Source organism: Nonomuraea marmarensis (genome assembly GCF_043197025.1).
In the GTDB taxonomy this organism is placed as follows: Bacteria; Actinomycetota; Actinomycetes; order Streptosporangiales; family Streptosporangiaceae; genus Nonomuraea; species Nonomuraea marmarensis.
Map to the genome: position 1 here is coordinate 218,573 of NZ_JBICRM010000009.1, position 17,934 is coordinate 236,506.

The 17,934-nt window shown below is 69.8% G+C and carries 16 protein-coding genes; 7 read left to right on the forward strand and 9 right to left on the reverse strand.

The genetic code is table 11. The features are described 5' to 3' along the window. The first annotated feature begins 287 nt into the window (after positions 1-287). The 3 genes from ACFLIM_RS17665 to ACFLIM_RS17675 all read left to right on the forward strand — a co-directional run bounded on the left by ACFLIM_RS17665 (position 288) and on the right by ACFLIM_RS17675 (position 3,106). Positions 288-998 carry an HAD family hydrolase gene (locus ACFLIM_RS17665; protein ID WP_393166812.1) on the forward strand — a complete coding sequence of 237 codons (711 nt, stop codon included), beginning with the start codon at positions 288-290 and terminating at the stop codon, positions 996-998. 236 nt (positions 999-1,234) lie between these two features. Then, positions 1,235-2,476 carry a helix-turn-helix domain-containing protein gene (locus ACFLIM_RS17670; protein ID WP_393166614.1) on the forward strand — a complete coding sequence of 414 codons (1,242 nt, stop codon included), beginning with the start codon at positions 1,235-1,237 and terminating at the stop codon, positions 2,474-2,476. Positions 2,477-2,815: 339 nt separating this feature from the next. Next, positions 2,816-3,106, forward strand: coding sequence for a hypothetical protein (locus ACFLIM_RS17675; protein WP_393166616.1), 291 nt, complete (start codon positions 2,816-2,818; stop codon positions 3,104-3,106). A gap of 238 nt (positions 3,107-3,344) precedes the next feature. Here ACFLIM_RS17675 and ACFLIM_RS17680 read toward each other — a convergent pair whose 3' ends face one another. The 4 genes from ACFLIM_RS17680 to ACFLIM_RS17695 form a co-directional block, all read right to left on the reverse strand. After that, complete coding sequence (locus ACFLIM_RS17680; protein WP_393166618.1) at positions 3,345-4,187, reverse strand: ABC transporter permease; 843 nt, start codon at positions 4,185-4,187, stop codon at positions 3,345-3,347. After that, positions 4,184-5,158, reverse strand: coding sequence for an ATP-binding cassette domain-containing protein (locus ACFLIM_RS17685; protein ID WP_393166620.1), 975 nt, complete (start codon positions 5,156-5,158; stop codon positions 4,184-4,186). Before ACFLIM_RS17685 ends, ACFLIM_RS17680 begins: the two co-directional genes overlap by 4 nt. Positions 5,159-5,206: 48 nt before the next feature. Next, complete coding sequence (locus ACFLIM_RS17690) at positions 5,207-5,776, reverse strand: NADPH-dependent FMN reductase (protein ID WP_393166622.1); 570 nt, start codon at positions 5,774-5,776, stop codon at positions 5,207-5,209. A 141-nt stretch (positions 5,777-5,917) separates the two neighbouring features. Continuing rightward, positions 5,918-7,108 carry a cytochrome P450 gene (locus tag ACFLIM_RS17695; protein ID WP_393166624.1) on the reverse strand — a complete coding sequence of 397 codons (1,191 nt, stop codon included), beginning with the start codon at positions 7,106-7,108 and terminating at the stop codon, positions 5,918-5,920. A 53-nt stretch (positions 7,109-7,161) separates the two neighbouring features. Here ACFLIM_RS17695 and ACFLIM_RS17700 point away from each other — a divergent pair, with 53 nt between their 5' ends. Together ACFLIM_RS17700 and ACFLIM_RS17705 are read left to right on the forward strand one after the other, a co-directional pair. Next, entirely contained in the window at positions 7,162-7,950 is a 789-nt protein-coding gene (locus ACFLIM_RS17700; protein ID WP_393166626.1) for an SAM-dependent methyltransferase, read from the forward strand. 86 nt (positions 7,951-8,036) lie between these two features. Next, the gene (locus ACFLIM_RS17705; RefSeq protein ID WP_393166628.1) at positions 8,037-9,473 is read left to right on the forward strand and encodes a hypothetical protein; all 1,437 of its coding nucleotides are present in this window, start codon (positions 8,037-8,039) and stop codon (positions 9,471-9,473) included. 59 nt (positions 9,474-9,532) lie between these two features. On the opposite strand, the gene ACFLIM_RS17710 is transcribed toward ACFLIM_RS17705, so the two are convergent. After that, a complete protein-coding gene (locus ACFLIM_RS17710) occupies positions 9,533-10,867 on the reverse strand; it encodes a hypothetical protein (protein WP_393166630.1) in 1,335 nt (444 codons plus the stop codon). Between the two features lie 291 nt (positions 10,868-11,158). Here ACFLIM_RS17710 and ACFLIM_RS17715 point away from each other — a divergent pair, with 291 nt between their 5' ends. Continuing rightward, positions 11,159-11,407 carry a hypothetical protein gene (locus ACFLIM_RS17715; RefSeq protein WP_393166632.1) on the forward strand — a complete coding sequence of 83 codons (249 nt, stop codon included), beginning with the start codon at positions 11,159-11,161 and terminating at the stop codon, positions 11,405-11,407. A 110-nt stretch (positions 11,408-11,517) separates the two neighbouring features. Here ACFLIM_RS17715 and ACFLIM_RS17720 read toward each other — a convergent pair whose 3' ends face one another. The 4 genes from ACFLIM_RS17720 to ACFLIM_RS17735 are packed head-to-tail and all read right to left on the reverse strand — an operon-like array spanning position 11,518 to position 15,662. After that, on the reverse strand, positions 11,518-12,360 hold the full coding sequence (locus ACFLIM_RS17720) for a carbohydrate ABC transporter permease (RefSeq protein WP_393166634.1): 843 nt from the start codon (positions 12,358-12,360) through the stop codon (positions 11,518-11,520). 1 nt (position 12,361) lies between these two features. Further along, positions 12,362-13,393 carry a carbohydrate ABC transporter permease gene (locus tag ACFLIM_RS17725; RefSeq protein ID WP_393166636.1) on the reverse strand — a complete coding sequence of 344 codons (1,032 nt, stop codon included), beginning with the start codon at positions 13,391-13,393 and terminating at the stop codon, positions 12,362-12,364. Beyond that, entirely contained in the window at positions 13,390-14,643 is a 1,254-nt protein-coding gene (locus ACFLIM_RS17730) for a sugar ABC transporter substrate-binding protein (RefSeq protein WP_393166638.1), read from the reverse strand. Before ACFLIM_RS17730 ends, ACFLIM_RS17725 begins: the two co-directional genes overlap by 4 nt. A 35-nt stretch (positions 14,644-14,678) precedes the next feature. Next, on the reverse strand, positions 14,679-15,662 hold the full coding sequence (locus tag ACFLIM_RS17735; RefSeq protein ID WP_393166641.1) for a LacI family DNA-binding transcriptional regulator: 984 nt from the start codon (positions 15,660-15,662) through the stop codon (positions 14,679-14,681). 121 nt (positions 15,663-15,783) lie between these two features. Between ACFLIM_RS17735 and ACFLIM_RS17740 the strand changes: the two genes are divergently transcribed. Continuing rightward, positions 15,784-17,835 (forward strand): amylo-alpha-1,6-glucosidase, encoded by a 2,052-nt coding sequence (locus ACFLIM_RS17740; protein ID WP_393166643.1) that lies wholly within the window; start codon positions 15,784-15,786, stop codon positions 17,833-17,835. Positions 17,836-17,934 lie beyond the last annotated feature (99 nt).

A 17,934-nucleotide genomic window follows, 5' to 3' on the forward strand; every position in this document is an offset into this window, starting at 1 on the left:
GATCCCGGCCCCCATGGCTTCGACACCACCCTCCAACTCCAGCGCCCAGGCGGCGCGGCAGACGCTTGCGGGGAGGTTGCGCGAACTACGGCTCGACGCGCATCTGACTTCGCGGGCGCTGTCGGCTGCGGCGGGATGGCACGAGGCGAAAACGCCCCGCATCGAGCACGGTCTCAAAGGTCTGATTGCGGAGCCCACTGTTTCAAAGCACTTGACGTATCACTAGGCGAAGACGCTTGGCACGCCGCTAGCCTGGGAGAACGGTCCGAGGCGCATGGGTGGTGACGATGGTGGCGGGACTGGTGCTCTGGGATGTCGATCACACGTTGATCGAGAACGGTGGGGTGAGCAAGGAGACGTACGCTCGGGCCTTTGAACTGCTAACCGGGCGGCCTGCCGAGCACCGGGCGGAGACCGATGGCCGTACAGACCCGCAGATCATGCTCAACCTCCTGCAGCGTCACGGCATCGAGCCTTCCCCTGACCAGTTGGAAAGGCTGAACGCCGCGTTGGAGAACGCGATGACCTTCAACCGGGTGCGACTCGGTGAGCGCGGGTACGCGCTGCCGGGAGCGCTGGACGCGATCGTCGCGCTCGCCGAGGTGCCGGGCATCGTCCAGTCTGTGCTCACCGGCAACATCAAGGCCAACGCGGTGGTGAAGGTATCGGTGTTCGGCCTGCATGAGGGTCTGGATTTCGAAGTCGGTGGGTACGGATCGGACGGTGCGGTGCGTGCCGACCTGGTCGCGGTCGCCCAGCAGCGTGCCTGCCGCAAATACGGCGGGAGTTTCGGTCGGTCCTCCACTGTTTTGATCGGTGACACGCCACGTGATGTCCAGGCCGGGCTGGACGGTGGTGCCGCGGTCATCGGGGTGGCTACGGGGTCTGACAGCGTGGCCGAATTGTCGGCGGCAGGCGCGGACGTGGTGTTCTCCGATCTGACTGACATCCCGGCTCTGGTCGCTGCGGTCACGAAACTGGCAGGCCTGTCCCATTAGAGGCCCGGCGTTGCTGCCAGAAGTTGGAATCCTCGATGGGGTCCAGACCCGGTCGAAGCTGTGGACGTACGTCGAAGAAGTCGGCGGGACCGGCACGCGGACCTGCTCGCCTGAACGCGTGCTCACAACGCACGCTGCACTCACGGGGGTGGCCACAGGCCGCGTTCCCTACCCCCACCGCACAGGCGCAGGCGTAGCCTGATCAGTGGTTACGGAACGAATCGAGGGTAATCCCGATGCTCGACGACCTCGAAGGAAAGCGGACAGGCGAGCGAATCCAGACCATCCGGGAACGCAAAGGCATGAGCCGGCCAGTCCTGGCCGGTCTCGTCGGCTACTCCACGGAGTGGCTGAAGGGCATCGAGTCTGGTCGGCGTCTGCCGCCTCGCCTGCCTGTGCTCATCCGGCTTGCCGAAGTGCTCGCTGTTGGCGACGTCGCCGTCCTCGCCGGCAGCGACATGGATCTCGGTGGCAACACCACTATTCCCATCAGCGCCTTTGCCCGGATACCGCACGAAGCGGTGCCCGCCATCCGCGAAGCCGTACGCGCGCCCTTGCTCACGGTCGATGACCAGCCGCTGCCGGTCGCCTCGTTGCGGCAGCGCACTGCGGACGCTTGGCAGGTGTGGCACACCTCGCGCACGCACCGTACCGACGTCGGCCGCGTGCTGCCCGCCCTCATCCGTGACGCGCGAGCCTCCGCCCGCCAGGCGCTCGGGCAAGAGCGGCGCGACGCGTACGCCGTGCTCGTCGACCTGTGGGCACTCGTGCAGCATGTCATCGTGTGGGCCAGCGAGCCTGAACTGATCTGGGTGGTCGCTGACCGGGCCATGGCCGCAGCCCAGGAATCCGACCAGCCAGCCGCGCTGGCCGGGGCCGCCTGGACGTACGCCATCGTGCAACGCTCCGGAGGAGACACCGACGCGGCTCTGACCCTCGCCCTCGACGCCGCCGGTCTACTGCGCGATCAGCTTGAGGATGGCGGAGACGAACTGCGGGCCCTTTATGGCGCGATGCAGTTGCATGCCGCCACTACCGCAGCCCGCGCTGGCCGGGAGGGCGACGCGTGGCGGTTCTGGGATGAGGCCGCCGCCACCGCTGCCCGGCTGCCCGTCGGTTACCACCATCCGTGGACGCAGTTCGGCGGCTCCAACGTCGCGCTGCACGCTGTGTCGATCGGCGCTGACCTGACCAAGTCGGCGACGGCAAAAGAGCGGGCCGAGCAGATCGACCCCGACAGCATCCCCTCAAGGGAGCGGCGTGCCAGGCTACACGTCGAGATCGCCCGCACCTACCACCAGCGGCGCGACTGGTCATCCATGCTCGACTGGTTGCGCCAAGCGCATGCGATCTCGCATGACTCGGTGCACTACAGCCCGACTGGCCGTCAGATGGCCTCAGATGCGGTCGACCAGGGCGGTCCGTTGATCGAGCGGCGGGCCCGCAGCTTTGCTCAGGAGCTCGGACTGCCCCTGTAGATGGTGGGTGCGGACTGCACCCTCGTGACGACGGGTGCAGGTGGCACCCGGTGCCGAATCATGGGGCGCTTACGGTGTGTGCATGACGCCACACTGACCGCCACGCCTGACCCTGCCCGTTCGACTACCCCCGGTCTGATGATCGTGGCGTGGCATCCGATTGGGCCCGGAGCAGCGCATCCAGGGACGCGCGCTGCATGGCCACGCCGCGTGCGGGCGGCCCGGTGATGACTTCCCCGCCGCTCCGCACCATCCGGCGCGGGCCGGGCGCTTCCTGCCGCCGACGCCCGGCCCGCGCCCATCCCCCTAGCCGACCTCGACTCTGCGGAGGAAATGCTCATGACCAATGAAAGCGACGTTGCCACGGGAAGGAAGTACGTCGAAGAGCTTCAGCCTCGCCTTCCCGCCTGGTGGCTGATGTACTCCCTCAGCAGACGCCGCCTCGTCGCCTTCTACCAAGGCCACTGCCCTTCGCCCGGGATCTGGGTCGAGGCCGAGCAGCCGGACGAGCTGCTCCACCGCATGAGCGACGCCACAACCGGGCAGGGCGGCGACCGCTTGTGGGCTGCGGGTCCAGGCTCCTGGGCCCCCATTCTCCACGGCCGCGGAGCTGGCAGGCGGGCGGCGTGAGGATGGCTACGGGGTTCCCGGGCTGGGAGATCATGGAAGGGGCCGGAGGCGGCTACATCGCGTTCCGTACCGTCTTGGTGCCCGACCACAGCGGACTCTCCAACGTGCGTTGCGGCGCCACTCTGGCCGAGCTCTTCGGGAACCTGGAGCAGGAAACCCGCCGCCGAGAACGGCCGTCTACGACAAGGCGATTGCCGGGCGCCGCGTGAAGGACGGTCACCCGGCACGGCCATTCTCACTATTTGCGGTTGTACAGCCGCATGGTGAGGGTGCCGAACACCGCGATGAACAGCACCGACGACACCAGCACCCAGGTCAGCTGCCCCACGTCCGGTGTGCCCGCCATCAGGGACCGTACCGAGGCCACCAGGTGGGTGATCGGGTTGATGTTGACGAACACCTGGAGCCAGCCGGGCATCGTCTCCGGCTCGACGTAGACGTTGCTCAGGAACGTCAGCGGGAACAGCACCAGCATGCTGACCCCCATCACCGACTTCTCGCTGCGCATCAGCAGCCCGAACATCGTCCACACCCACGAGAACGCGAACGAGAACCCCAGCAGCACCAGGATCCCGGCCACCACCCCGACGAACCCACCCCCGGGGCGGAAGCCCAGGACCAGGCCCACCAGGAGGATGACCGTCGAGGCCATCGTGTAGCGCAGTACGTCGCCGAGCAGGTAGCCCACCATGGTCGAAGGGCGCCAGATCGGCAGGGTGCGGAAACGGTCGAAGATGCCCTTCTCGATGTCCTTGTTGACCTCCAGACCGGTGTACATGGTGATCATCACGACGCTCGTCACCATGATGCCCGGTAGCAGGTACTGCAGGTATTCGGTCGGCGACCCGGCCAGCGCGCCGCCGAACAGGTACGTGAACATCAGCGTCATCATGAGCGGGAACGCGGTTACGTCGAAAAGCTGCTCGGGCACGTGCTTGATCTTCAACATGGCCCGCCAGCCGAACGTCATGGACGCCGACCACGCGCTCGGCCGGGCCGGTTTCGCCCTCGGGGCCAGGACCGTACCGAGGACCTCGGCCGCGGGGGCGTACGTGGTGCCGCTCTCAATGGTCGTGCTCATGCTGCCTCCTCAGTGGCGGGGTGGTCGGTGAGGGCGAGGAAGACCTCGTCCAGGCTGGGCTGGCCGAGGGAGAAGTCGTCGACGACGATGCCGGCCGCGGCCAGCCGGCCGAGCGCGCGTGAGGCCTGCTCGGCGGCCGCCTGCTCGCGGCCGTTGCCGGTGATGCGGGCCGTGAGGGCCACCGGGTCGGACTCCAGGTAGACGAGGGTGTCCAGGGTCTCGGTGAGTACGCGTTCCGCTTCGGGGCGGTTGGCCGGGTCGCGCAGGCGTACGTGGACCGAGCCCGAGCCGACGGAGGACTTCAGCTCGCCCGGAGTGCCCTCGGCGATGAGCTTGCCGTGGTCGATGACCGCGATGCGGCCGGCGAGCCGGTCGGCCTCCTCCAGGTATTGGGTGGTCAGCAGCACCGTGGTGCCGTGGGCGACGACGATGCGGACGATGTCCCAGACCTGGTTGCGGCTGCGCGGGTCGAGGCCGGTGGTGGGCTCGTCGAGGAAGAGCAGGTCAGGCGTGTTCAGGATGCTGGCCGCGATGTCGATGCGCCGCCGCATGCCCCCCGAGTACGTCTTGACCTGCCGCCCCGCGGCCTCCGTCAGCCCGAAAGCCTCCAGCAGCTCCGCCGCCCTGTTCCTGGCGGCCGGCTTGCGGTGGCCGAGCAGGCGGGCGAGCAGGATCAGGTTCTCGGCGCCGGTCATCTCGTCGTCCACGGAGGCGTACTGGCCGGTCAGGCTGACCCGGCTGCGCACGGCGTCCGCCTCGCGTACCACGTCGTGCCCGAACACGGTCGCCTCGCCGCCGTCGGGCCGCAGCAGCGTGGCCAGCATCCGTACCGCCGTGGTCTTGCCCGCGCCGTTGGGGCCGAGCACGCCGTACACGGCGCCGGAGGGTACGGCGAGGTCGAGGCCGTCCACGGCGCGGGTGTCGCCGAAGACCTTGACCAGGCCGGTGGTTTGTATCGCCAGGTCAGCCATAAAGATCCTTTCCCAAGTCAGGGCTTCCGAATTCAGGACTTTCCGCAATCAAGAGACGTACGGCTGGGCGCGCCTGCCCTCGCGCAGCGTGCGGCCCCACCAGGTGAGCTGGTCGAGCATGGCGCCGATGGCGCGCAGGCGGTCGTCGGTGTCGTAGGGGCGGCACCCGTCGACGTCCTCGCCGAGCAGGTCGAGCCCCACCCAGTCGCGCATGGTCACGGCGTGCAGGGCGCCGAAGACGGTACGGAGCTGCTCGACGGCGTAGAAGCCGGCCGAGCCGGAACCGTACGAGACGAACCCGACCGGCTTGGCCTGCCACTCGTCATAGGCGAAGTCGATCGCCTGCTTGAGCGAGGCGGGGAAGCTGCGGTTGTACTCGGGGGCGACCACGACGAAGGCGTCCGCGCCGCCGACGGACGCGGCGAAGCGGCACATGGACGATGTCGCCTCCTCCGGGTAGCAACTGGGGAAGGCGTAGTCGGCCAGGTCGAGCACCTCCACGTCGAGGTCCTCGCGGCGGCGGGCCCGGCCGGCGAACCAGCCGCCGACCGTGTCGCAGACGCGGCCGACCCGGGTGCTGCCGATGATCACCGCGACCCGCAGCCGATCGTTCCCCATGGTCTCCCCCTCCCCGCGGCCGTCACTTCACAGGCGCTAGGAGGGTCGCTAGATCGGATCTAGCGGCGGGGGGCGGTGGTCAGGTGTCGAAGCCCGCGAGGGCGCGGCGGCAGGCTTCCATTGCCCACTCACCGAGGAGCGTTACGCCGGTCTCTTGCGTACGGGCAGCCGCGTCGGGCGGATCATGATGCTGCCCGCCGTCCACTCCACCTCCCCGGACAACCCCGACAGCGTCAGCCGGGGGAGCCTTCGCACGAGCACGCCGAGGATCTCCTGGAGCTCCATCCTGGCCAGGTTCGCGCCCAGGCAGTAGTGCGGGCCGCGGCCGAACGCCAGATGCGTCGCCTCCCGGTGCGGGTCCATGGCGTGCGGATCGGGGAAGATCGACGGGTCGAAGTTGGCCCCGGCGAAGGACGCGATCACGCCTTCGCCCTTGCGTACCGTGCCCGAGGGCAGGTCCACGTCCTCGGTGGCCACCCGGATCAGCGGGCTGTCGCCCGGCTGCTCCAGCCTGAGCAGCTCCTCCACCGCGCTCGGGACCAGCGCCGGCTCGGCGGCCAGCCGGTCGTAGCCCTCGGGCGGGTCGAGCAGCCTGAGTATCGACCTGGCCAGCACCGATCCGGTCGTCTCGTGCCCGGCCAGGAACAGGCCGAGCGTGTTGCGTACGAGCTCGTCCTCGCTCAGCCGGTCCGCGCCGTCGCGGGCGTGGATCATCGAGGCCAGCAGGCCGTCGCCCGGGTTCTCCCGGTGCGCGGCGATCACCTCGGCGATGTACGCGTAGAACTCCATGGCCGCGGCCAGCTTGTCCTCCTCCGACAGGCTGGAGGTGGACAACATCGCGTCCGACCAGACCCGCACGCGTACCGCGTCGATCCCCGGCACGCCCATCACGTCGCAGATCACCCGCACCGGCAACGGGAAGGCGAAATCGTGCAGGAAATCGAATTCTTCGGGCAGCGTGTCGATCAGCTCACTCGTGAGCGCGCGTAATCCGGGCCGCCAGCCGTTGACCTGGCGCGGCGTGAAAACCCCGGAAAGCAGCCTGCGTAACCGTGTGTGCTCCGGTGGATCCATACTGGTGAGAATTCCCGGGGCCTCGGCGATGGTGAATCCGGAGAACATCCTCGGCGCGCCCGGATAACCGAGTTCGCGGCTGAAACGGGGGTCGCTCAGCACGACGACCGCGTCCTCGTACGTCGTGGTGAGGTAGACCGTGTCACCGCTGGGCAGCAGCACCTTTCCGAGCGGCTCCCGGTCGCGGCGATCGGCGTAGGCCCCGGCGGGAACTCCCCGCGGGCCGGGCATGAACGGGTAATGCTCAAATACGCCCATGAATTGCACGGTAACCAGTGATGTGAAAACTCGATAGACCCTAAGATCACACCGTGTCCTTCGACCCCAATACGCCAAATCTCGCCCGCATGTACGACTACATGCTCGGCGGCAAGGACAACCTCACCGTGGACCGCGCGGCCATCGACCGGCTCGTCGAGCACATTCCCGCGGCCGTGCCGCTGGCCAGGGCCAACCGCGCCTTCCTGCAGCGCGCCGTGCGCCACCTGGCGGGCGCCGGCGTCCGGCAGTTCCTCGACCTGGGCAGCGGCCTGCCCACGCAGGGGAACGTGCACGAGGTCGTCCGCGAGGTGTCCCCCGACGCCAAGGTGGTCTACGTCGACCACGACCCGGTCGTCGCCGCCCACGCCAGGGCGCTGCTGGAGGAGCAGGGGAAGGTCGTCTTCGTACAGGCCGACCTGCTGCGGCCGGCCGAGCTGCTGGCCACGCCCGAGGTCACGGACTTTCTCGACCTGAGCGAGCCCGTCGGCGTGCTGCTGGTGTCGATCCTGCACTTCATCCAGGACGCCGCCGACCCGGCGGGCATGGTGAAGGTGCTGCGCGACGCGGTGGCGCCCGGCAGTTACCTGGTGCTCACCCACGCCGTCGAGACGCTGGGCAGGGAGCAGGCGGAGGAAAGCGCCAAGAAGGTCTACCGGGGGTCCTCCACCGGCGGCGCCGCGGGACGCAGCCTGGCGGAGGTCCGCGCGTTCTTCGGCGACTTCGAGCTGGTGGAGCCGGGGCTCGTGCACGTCGCGGACTGGCGGCCCGACCATCCCGGGGTGATCGGCGACGAGCCCCTGCCGGGCTACCTGCTGGCGGGCGCCGCGAAGAAGGCGTGACCCCGAAGTAGTCGTTCAACTACCTAGGGTTACTATGGCCAGGTTCGTGCGTGTCCGCATCATGCGGCATTCCAGGGGGGCTGGAAATGACTGACGAGACCAGGGCCGACAAGACAGAACTCGCCTCGGCAGAGGAAACCGCGGTGGGGGCCGAGGCCGCGCTGCTGCACGCCCAGGACGACCCGGTGGCCGCCGCCGCGGTCGACGTGGCCGTCGAGACCGAGCTGCTGGAGATCGACGACGACCTCTCGACCCGCGCGGCCGCCGAGTCGGAGTGGCTGGCGGCCAAACGGGAGAGCGAGCGCCAGATCGCCGAGCTCGACTCCAAGGGCCTGGACCGCGTACACAAGCTCCAGCAGCGGCTGCGCGCCAAGGGCGCCGACGTCTGGCCGGTCGCCAGGTGGTGGGGGTTCGAGATCCACCTGAACGAGAGCGCCGCCCTGCTGTCTGCCGAGATCTCGCAGCTCATCGCGGAGGCCGCGGGCACCGTGCTGGGCGCCTGGCTCACCCCGATCGTCGAGCGGTCGGTACGCGCCAAGTCCGGCTGGATCACCTCGATCGCCAAGCCGTACGGCGTCAAGCTGGTCTCCCCCTGGGTCGCGCCCGCCATGCTCGTCCCGGCCCGCGAGGCCGGCGCGCCGGTGGGCGACTCCAAGCTGTACTGGTCGGTCTACGAGCCGGGCGAGGGGTGGAGCGAGGACCAGCGGTTCGTCGACCACTTCAGCGTGTCGGGCCCGGCCGTCGCGGAGTACCGGGACCGGCTCTACGTCGCCCACCGCGGCAACGTCGCAGCGCTCGACGACTCCAGCCTGTGGTGGACCGTCTACGACGCCGAGGAGGGGTGGAGCGAGGACCAGAAGTTCCCCAAGCACTTCAGCACGGTAGGCCCGGCCGTGGCCGCGTACGACGGGCAGCTCTACTGCGTGCACCGCGGCAACCGCGACGACGGCGCGTTGTGGTGGACCCGCTGGGACGGCGCGAAGTGGACCCCGGACGCCAAGCTGCCCAAGCACTCCAGCTCCGCCGCTCCGGCCCTGGCCGCCTATGACGGGGAGCTCTACTGTGTGCACCGCGGCAACGGTGACGACGACTCCCTGTGGTGGACCCGCTGGAACGGGTCAAGCTGGAGCCCCGACCAGAAGTTCCCGAACCACTCCAGCCGCTCCAACCCGGCGCTGGCGGCGTACAAGGGGCACCTCTACTGCGTGCACCGCGGGAACGATGGGGACACCGCGCTGTGGTGGACGCGCTGGGACGGCTCGAACTGGAGCCCCGACCAGAAGTTGCCCGACCACTACGCCGCTGAAGGCCCGGCGCTGACCGTCTACAAGGACCGGCTCTACTGCGTCCACCGCGGCGGCTCCGACCAGAGCCTGTGGTGGACCAGCTTCAACGGCACCACCTGGACCGTCGACGAGAAGCTGCCCGGCCACGTCAGCGGCGAGGGCCCGGCCGTCATCGCCTTCCGCGACAAGAACGCCACCCGCGACCAGCTCCTGTGCGTGTATCGGGGCGGCCGCTGAAAGACGTCAGGTGCCGGCTCGCGGGCGAGCCGGCACCTGACCGTCTGTCAGCGCAGGGATCACCACCCGGCGAGCTGCTCGAGGAACCACTCGATCAGCGCCTTGGAGACGCCGCCGTGCGCGGAGTTGCTGATGTCGCAGCAGAACGCGTCCAGGAACGTCTCATCCTTCGGCAGGTCGCCGAGGTCGAGATACAGGTCCGACTGCCACTGGAACGGATCCCTGGCCAGGGCGATCGCGCTGACCGCGGGCACGAAGCAGCTGCTGCGGAACCGGTCCTGGATCGGCAGTCCCATCGCGTCGGCGATCTTGCCCCACGAGTCGAGCGTGCCGCCGGGCGCCCCGTCGAACGCGGCCACGTGCGAGGTGGCGCTCGTCCACACCGGCGAGCCGAAGCGGATCGTGCCGACGTTCTGCAGCTCGCCCAGGTCCGGCTGGATCCGGGCGGTGAGCTGCAGCGGGTCGGCGCTCAGGTCGAAGACCGGCGTGCCGGGAGGCAGGTCGGGCCCCGTGCCGGTGCCGACACCGTTGGCCAGGCCCAGCTTGTACGGGCGCATCGGGAACCAGCCGACCCTGCGCAGGTCGTCCAGGAAGTCCTTGCGCAGCTCGCTGGCGGTGGTCACCGGACCCGAGTAACCCTCGTTCTCCACCCAGCCCCACAGGAGTTGCTGCGCGGCCGGGCTGCGGATCAGCTCGGCCTGCCCCGGCCCGTCGGACCGCGGCTGGAGTGACTCGTGCAGGTACGCCAGCTGCTGGAGCACCAGCGGGATCCAGGCGCCGAGGTGCGGGGTGTCGTAGGAGAAGTACTTGTCCGTCTGGTGGTCGAAGCGCTCGTTCTCCAGGCGGGCCAGCGCGTACCGGGTGATCATCCCACCCATGCTGACCCCGCCGACGACCAGCTGGTTGTCGCCCTGCCGCTCCTCGATGACCCGCTGTATGCAGTTGACCGCCACCGCCGCGTTGGCCTGGATGTACGTCTGCCGCTGGTGGAAGCCCAGCAGCACGACGTCGATGCCCATCGACCGCAGCTGGTCGAAGAAGCCGGGCGTGCCCTTCTGGTACAGGACGTTGAAGTGCGTCCACAACGCGTCCAGGTCGCTCGGCCCGTAGTTGAAGCCGTCGGCGAAGATCAGCGGCCGGGTCAGCGCGGAGTGCCCCTCCGCCAGGTAGACGTGGGCCCGGCCGGTGGCCGTGTATCCCTGGTGAGGTTTGTCCCCCACCAGATCCCAGACGTGGTCGGGTCTGGGCGCCCGGCCCGCGCGGGCGGGCGGGGTCGCGAACCACACGCCCTGCTGCCCGAGCGCGTCCGCGATCCGCTGGACCTGCTCCTTTGTCAGGCTGCGCGCGACTCCCTGGGCCTTGGTCTCGACGTCTATTCTCGGTTCCTGCGCCATGCTCGATCCTCTCGCTCGCTGAGGGGCCACTGGGGCCACTGACAACACCTTACGATCACGGTCAGTGTTAGATCGAGCACAAAAAGTAGTGGCGCGGATCTGCTGAAAGTGCTGGTCGTGCGTGCCCTCCGCCGTGCTGCTCAGCGCGGCGGCACGCGCGCGGCAGTCCCGGGCGGGCGGCCGGAGCTGAGGGGTTTCAGGGCTTCCAGGCGGGTAAGCGGCTTGCTGAAGGGTGCTCCGCCGGGCACCGGGGAAGCCGGGCGACAACGGCCCGTGAGGCTAGGAGCCGCGATGTCACTCATCGATCGAGAATGCGTCCGCGAACTGCTGCAGTCGCGACACGCCGATGCCACGCTGGTCTTCGTACGGGGTGACTGCGTCGTCGTTCCCGGCGCGGAGGTGGACGACGCGCACAAGGGGCTCGTCATCGCGCGTCGCGACGACGTCGCGGCCCACGTCCCGGCCGGCCCCCTGACCGACGCGACCCTGGACGGCCTGGCGCATCGGCTGGACAACGTCGTCCGGGACCTGGGCGCCTGACAAAGGGAGCGACGGCCAGTCGTCCCGCTCCCGCGTGAAGCGTCCCGTGTTGTGGCTCGTGCGACTGGATGCGCTCCGGTTCCGACGGCCGTGGCCGACCGCGCCGGGAGCTAACCCTTCTCTGCCCCCTCGTTCGCGCCGCGGACGAAGTACCGCTGGAACACCACGAACACGATGGCCACCGGGATCGTGGCCAGCAGCGCCGCGCCCAGCTTGAGCGGGTACTGCGTGCCCTTGCCCAGCGATCCCGACACGAGGTCGGCCAGCCCGCGCGGCAGCGTGAACAGGGCGGGATCCTGCACGGCGACCAGGCTGTGCGGGAACTCGTTCCACGTGCCCTGGAAGGAGATGATCGTGAGCGTGAGCAGCGCGGGCCTGGCCATCGGCAACACGATCGACCAGAACGTACGGAACACGCCGGCCCCGTCGACCCGGGCGGCCTCCTCGACGGTGACCGGGATGGACTCGAAGAACTGTTTCATGATGAACACCCCGGCGGCGTCCGCGATCACCGGCAGGATGAGCGCGGTGTAGCTGTCGTAGATGCCGAGCTGGTTCAGCACCAGGAACTTCGGGATGAACAGCACCACGCCCGGCACCGCGATCACCGCGACGATCGCCGAGAAGAGCGCCCGCCGCCCGGCGAAGCGCAGCCGGGCGAGCGCGTAGCCGGCCATGGAGTCCAGGAACACGCGCCCGACCGTGACGACCACGGTCACCAGCAGCGAGTTGCCCAGCCACAGCGGCAGGTCGGTGTTGACGAACACCTGCTCGTAGCCGCCGGTGGTCAGCGGGTCGGGGATGGGCGACAGAGCATGGGCCGCCGCGTCGGGCTCGGTCTTGAAGGAGGTGGCGATCTGGACGACGAACGGGTACAGGAAGACGAGCGCGAAGAAGATCAGCACGCAGTAGCCGGTGAAGGTGGAGGCCAGCGATCGCCTTTTATCCGGCATATCAGGACCTCCGGTCCCGCATGACCCAGCGTTGGAGCAGGGTCAGCACCACGATGATGAAGAAGAGCACGAAGGAGATCGCGGTGCCGGTGCCGTACTCGAAACCGCGGAAGGCCTCCCGGTACGACAGGAAGGCCGGGGTGAGCGTGGTCTTGGCGGGATTGCCCTGGCTCATCACGTAGACCTGGTCGAACACCTGCCACGTCGCGATCAGCCCGAGCGTGAGCACCAGGAAGAGGGTGGGCTTGAGCAGCGGCAATGTCACGTGCCTGAAGACCCCGCGGCGGCCCGCCCCGTCCAGCATGGCGGCCTCCTCCAGCGTCACGGGGATGTCCTGCAGGGCGGCCAGGAACATGAGCATGAACGTTCCCGAGGTGGTCCAGACGACCAGCACGATGATGGTCATCATCGCCACGCTCGGCCCGGACAACCATTCCCACCACGAGAGCCCGAACGGCCCGCCGGAGGTCAGCGCCTCCGGCGGGGCGTCCGGATCGACCAGCCCGACCCCGCCCAGCAGCAGGTGCAGCACGCCGCGCGAGTCGGCGAACCACTGGGGACCGTCGATGCCGAACAGGCTCAGCAGGCCGTTGAGGGTCCCCGAGTTGGCGAACACGAACAGGAACACCACGCTGATCGCGACCGAGCTGGTGACCGACGGGAAGAAGAAGGCGGCGCGGAAGAACGTCCGGCCCCTCAGCAGCCGGTTGTTGACGACCAGGGCCAGGCCGAGGGCCAGTACGGTCTGGGCGGGCACCACGATGGCCACGTAGTAGATGTTGTTGCGCACGCTCGTCATGAAGTCCTGCCGGGCCAGCCCCTCCTCGGTGAACAGGCGGGTGTAGTTGTCGAAGCCCACGAACGGGACACTGGCCCGGAACGGGCTGCCCTGCCCGTTCCAGTCGGTCAGGCTCACCCACATCGCCATGAGGATCGGCGCCAGCATGAACAGGGTCAGGATGACCACGACGGGCGCCACGAACAACCAGCCCGCGAGGTTCTCCCGCGCGGCGCCGGGCCGGCGCTGCCTCATGACGTGCCGAGCGCCGCTTGCGTGTTCTTCTGTACGCGCTGCAGCAGCGTCTTCGGCGCGGTGGAGGTCAGTTTCTGCAGCCCGGTGTCGAAGTCGGCCAGCACGCTGTCCATCTTGGGTGCGTTGACCGGCCCCTGGGCGTAGTCGGCGCCGTTGACGAAGGGCGCGTCGGCGGGGAACTCGCCGGTGTAGGCGGTCTTGACGGACTGCCGCGAGGGCATGACGCCGAACGCCCTGGCGAAGGCCATCTGCTGGTCCGCCTTGGTCATCGCCTCGACGAACGAGATGGCCTGCTGCTTGTGCTTGCTCTTGGCCGAGATGCCCCAGCAGGTGGTGAACGACAACGTGCCCTTGCCCTTGGGGCCGGCGGGCAGCTCGTGCACGGAGTACTTGACGTCCGGGAAGTCGGCCTTGAGCCCTCCCTTGATCCAGTTGCCCTCGATGGTCATCGCGGCCTTGCCCTTGCCCAACGCCTCGCCGCCCCAGCCCGCGTCCAGCTGGCTGGGGAACTGGGCCAGCTTGTCCGCCAGCAGCTTGCGTACGTAGTCGAGGGCCTCGATGTTCTGCGGGCTGTCGGCGGTGGCCTGCTTGCTGTCAGGGCTGGTGATCCAGCCGCCGGCCTGGACCATGAACGCGCCGATGCGGTCGCGCGTGTCGCCGATCGCCAGCGGGGTGACGCCCCCGGCCTTGAGCTTCTCGCTGACCGAGGTCAGCTGCTCCCAGGTCGTCGGCACGTCGGAGTCGCCCAGCCCGGCCTTGGTCCACAGGTCCTGGTTGACGACCAGGGCCAGGGTGGAGAAGTCCTTGGGCGCGCAGTAGAACTTCCCGTCGTAGGTGAAGGCCGTGCGCAGGGTCGGGTAGAAGTCGTCCGGCTGGCTGATCTTGTCGGCGTACGGTTCGAGCGCGCCGACGCTGGCGTAGTCGGCGAAGCGGATGGCGTCCACGTAGAACACGTCCGGCGGGTTGTCACCGGCGAAGGCCTGGCCGAGCTGCTGCGTCAGGTCCTGCGCGGGCGTCACCGTCGCCCCGGCCCCGGCCGACGTGGCCCAGGTCTGGGCGGCCTGCTTGACGGCGGCGGTCTCCGCCTCGCCGGAGGAGCCGATGAGGACCTGCAGGGTGACGGGGCCGCTGGTCTGCTGGGCGGGCTCGGCGGGGTTGTCGTCGAAGCCGCTGCCGCAGGCGGCCGACAGGAGCGTGGTGGCGCAGGCGAGGCTGGTGAGCGCCGCGGCTCGGCGGTGGATGGGCGTCATCGGGGGATCCTGTTCTCGCGATGGGGGGTGGGACTTCATGCCGACCGCCTGACGGTCAGCGAGGGCTGGAGCAGAACGTGTGTGGTCGGCGGCTCGGTGCTGTCCAGGGCACGGGCGAGCAGCTTGACGCAGGCGGCCGCGGCCTGGCCGAGCGGCTGGTGCACGCTGGTCAGGCCGACCGCCCCGGCCACGGGGGTGTCGTCGAAGCCGACCACGGCGACGTCTGGGCCCGCGACGTTCAGCGCGCCCAGGGCGAGCGAGTCGCTCGCGCACACCAGGGCGGTCACTCCGTCGGCGAGCAGGTCGCGGGCCGCGCTCTCCCCGTTGGCGATGGCGTCCTCGCCCGCCCGGCTCAGGCCGCCGGCGTCCATGCCGTGCTCCGCGAGCGTGCGCGCCCATCCCGCGCGCCGGTCGTCTCCCACGCCCGAGCCGGGCGGCCAGCCGATGAAGCCGACGCGCCGGTGCCCGGCGGCCAGCAGACGTCGGGTGGCCGCCTCGGTGCCCGCGGCTCCGTCCACGTCCACCCACGGATGGCGCGCGTCGGGCATCTCGCTCCACGGGCGGCCGAACGCGACGAACGGCAGCCGGCGTTCCAGCAGCCAGGAGGTACGCACGTCGCCATGGTGCGTGCCGGTCAGCACGAAGGCGTCCGGCTCGTACGAGCCGAGCAGGTCCTCGAAGGTCGCGATCTCGGAGTGGTCGTCCGGGGCGGTGTAGAGCAGGATCCGGTAGCCGGCCTGGGCCGCCGACTCGGTGAGACCGTGCAGGAAGCGGTCGAGCACCGAGCCGGCGATGCCGTCGCCGCCCGGGTCGATGCGGATGGCGATCAGGCGGGAGCGGCCGGTGCGCATCTGGCGGGCGGCCTGGTTGGCGCGGTAGCCGAGCTGCTCGATGACCTCCAGGACGTGACGGCGGGTAGCCTCACGGACGACCTCGGGGCTGTTGAGCGTGTTCGACACCGTCTGCCGGGACACGCCTGCCACCCGGGCCACGTCCGTGATCGTCACCTTGTCCGCCATCGAGCGCCTTTCCTGGGGGGTTGAACGATCAAAGTACGTTAAGGCATGATTTGATCGTTCAAATTAGCGGGGTGTTTCGTAATTTGCACCCCCGACATGCATCTGTCAAGAGGGAGTCGTAGTGCTTCAGCCGCTGCTGCACGACCTGGTCAGTACGGTCATGGCGCCGGCCAGCGCGCTGAGCGGAGCCGACGGTCAGATCCGCCCCTCCGGCGTGCAGGGGCTCTTCCGCGCGGACCGCAGGGTGTTGTCGCAGGCCCGGCTGCTCATCGACGGGTTCGAGCCGGAGGCCGTCGGGCACGCCCCCGCGGGACCCGGCCGTACCAGGTTCGTGTCCCTGGCCCGGCGGCTCGGCGACCCCGGGCCCGATCCCACGGTGCGGCTGGACCGGGTGCGGGAGGTTTCGCCTCACGGGATGAGCGAGCGCGTGGAGATCGTCTCCACCGCGTCCGTGCCGGTGACGGCCACCGTGACGGTCGAGCTGGCCTGCGACTTCGCCGCCACGGACGCGGTCAAGTCGGGCCGCGCCACCGACCTCCCGGTCCCGGCCGCGCTCGACGGTCAGGGCCGGCTGAGCTGGCGCTCCGCGGACACCCAGGTCACCGTCACGGGAGCCGGGGCCCAGGCGCGTCCGGGCGATGAACCCCGCCTGAGCTGGGAGATCAGCCTGGCTCCGCGCGCCAGGACGACCCTGGCCTGGCAGCTCGCCGTCGAGGACCCCGACGCCGCCGTCGTGCCCGCCACCGGGTCGCTGGAATGGAGCCCGCCGCGTGCCGCCGCCGCCGACCGGCGCATCACCCGGCTCCTCGACCAGTCGCTGGCCGACCTGAGCTCGCTCCGCCTGGCCGAACCGGCCGCGCCGGGCGACACCTTTCTCGGGGCGGGCGTGCCCTGGTTCCTGACCTTGTTCGGCCGGGACAGCATCTGGGCCGCCAGGATGTTGCTCCCGCTGGGCACCGAACTGGCCGCGGGGACCCTGCGCGTGCTGGCCCGCCGCCAGGGCGAACGCCTCGACCGGGACTCGGGCGAGGCCCCCGGCAAGATCATGCACGAGCTGCGCAGGAACGCGTTCGCGCTGCCCCAGGAGGGCAAGCGGGTGCTCGCCGCCTACTACGGCACCATCGACGCGACGCCCCTGTGGATCAGCCTGCTGCACGACGCGTGGCGCTGGGGCATGCCCGAGGAGGAGGTCGAAGCGCTGCTTCCGCACCTGGGGGCCGCGCTGGGCTGGCTCGCCGAGCACGCCGACCCCGACGGCGACGGATTCCTCGAGTACATCGACGCCAGCGGCCGCGGCCTGGCCAACCAGGGCTGGAAGGACTCCGGCGACTCGATCCGCTTTCACGACGGCCGCCTGGCCGAGCCGCCGATCGCGCTGGCCGAGGTCCAGGGCTACGCCCACCAGGCCGCCCTGCACGGGGCCGCGCTCCTGGACGCCTTCGGCCGCCCGGGCGCCGACCGCTGGCGCGAGTACGCCGCCGCGCTGGCCGTGCGCTTCCGCGCCGCCTTCTGGGTGGACGGCGCCCAGGGCCCCTTCCCGGCCCTGGCCCTGGACCGCGACAAGCGTCCCGTGAACGCCCTCACCAGCAACATCGGCCACCTCCTCGGCACCGGGCTGCTGACGAAGGAGGAGTCGGCCCAGGTCGCCGCCCTGCTGGCCGAGCCGAGCATGGCGGAGGGGTTCGGGCTGCGCACGATGTCCTCCTGCGAGGAGGGGTTCAGCCCGCTGTCCTACCACTGCGGCTCGATCTGGCCGCACGACACCGCCATCGTGATCGCCGCCCTGGCCGGCGAGGGGTTCGACGAGCAGGCGGCCACGCTCGCCGAGGGACTGCTGGCGGCGGCCGAGTCCTTCGACTACCGGCTCCCCGAGCTGTACGGGGGCGACGCCCGCCACCAGGTGGGCCGGCCGGTGGCCTACCCCGCGGCCTGCCGCCCCCAGGCCTGGTCCGCCGCCGCCGCGGTCACCATCGCCCACGTGGCGCTCGGGCTCTACCCGGACGTGCCGGCCGGACGAACGCTGCTGCGCCCGCTGGCCGGCGCCCCCCTGGGCGCGCTGACGGTCGGCGGCCTGCGGGTGGCGGGCGGCGACGTCGAGGTGAGCGTCGCCCATGATGGCACTGCCACGGTCACGGGACTGCCGAGCGGCCTGAGACTCGTCCACGAGCGGTAGGCCCTTGCCGCAACGGGAGCGCGCGTCGTCGCGTTTGCGGCCGGAGGCAGGGGTAAAAGGGGCGGGACGAATGGTAAGGGGGACACGTCCCTCGTGGTA

What these genes read in the sequence shown, in the direction of transcription:
- ACFLIM_RS17685 (WP_393166620.1), bottom strand. Translation starts at nt 5,158, where the DNA reads ATGGCTGACCTGGCGATACAAACCACCGGCCTGGTCAAGGTCTTCGGC.
- ACFLIM_RS17725 (WP_393166636.1), bottom strand. Translation starts at nt 13,393, where the DNA reads ATGAGGCAGCGCCGGCCCGGCGCCGCGCGGGAGAACCTCGCGGGCTGG.
- ACFLIM_RS17670 (WP_393166614.1), top strand. Translation starts at nt 1,235, where the DNA reads ATGCTCGACGACCTCGAAGGAAAGCGGACAGGCGAGCGAATCCAGACC.
- ACFLIM_RS17705 (WP_393166628.1), top strand. Translation starts at nt 8,037, where the DNA reads ATGACTGACGAGACCAGGGCCGACAAGACAGAACTCGCCTCGGCAGAG.
- ACFLIM_RS17735 (WP_393166641.1), bottom strand. Translation starts at nt 15,662, where the DNA reads ATGGCGGACAAGGTGACGATCACGGACGTGGCCCGGGTGGCAGGCGTG.
- ACFLIM_RS17690 (WP_393166622.1), bottom strand. Translation starts at nt 5,776, where the DNA reads ATGGGGAACGATCGGCTGCGGGTCGCGGTGATCATCGGCAGCACCCGG.
- ACFLIM_RS17720 (WP_393166634.1), bottom strand. Translation starts at nt 12,360, where the DNA reads ATGCCGGATAAAAGGCGATCGCTGGCCTCCACCTTCACCGGCTACTGC.
- ACFLIM_RS17675 (WP_393166616.1), top strand. Translation starts at nt 2,816, where the DNA reads ATGACCAATGAAAGCGACGTTGCCACGGGAAGGAAGTACGTCGAAGAG.
- ACFLIM_RS17695 (WP_393166624.1), bottom strand. Translation starts at nt 7,108, where the DNA reads ATGGGCGTATTTGAGCATTACCCGTTCATGCCCGGCCCGCGGGGAGTT.
- ACFLIM_RS17710 (WP_393166630.1), bottom strand. Translation starts at nt 10,867, where the DNA reads ATGGCGCAGGAACCGAGAATAGACGTCGAGACCAAGGCCCAGGGAGTC.
- ACFLIM_RS17730 (WP_393166638.1), bottom strand. Translation starts at nt 14,643, where the DNA reads ATGACGCCCATCCACCGCCGAGCCGCGGCGCTCACCAGCCTCGCCTGC.
- ACFLIM_RS17680 (WP_393166618.1), bottom strand. Translation starts at nt 4,187, where the DNA reads ATGAGCACGACCATTGAGAGCGGCACCACGTACGCCCCCGCGGCCGAG.
- ACFLIM_RS17665 (WP_393166812.1), top strand. Translation starts at nt 288, where the DNA reads ATGGTGGCGGGACTGGTGCTCTGGGATGTCGATCACACGTTGATCGAG.
- ACFLIM_RS17715 (WP_393166632.1), top strand. Translation starts at nt 11,159, where the DNA reads ATGTCACTCATCGATCGAGAATGCGTCCGCGAACTGCTGCAGTCGCGA.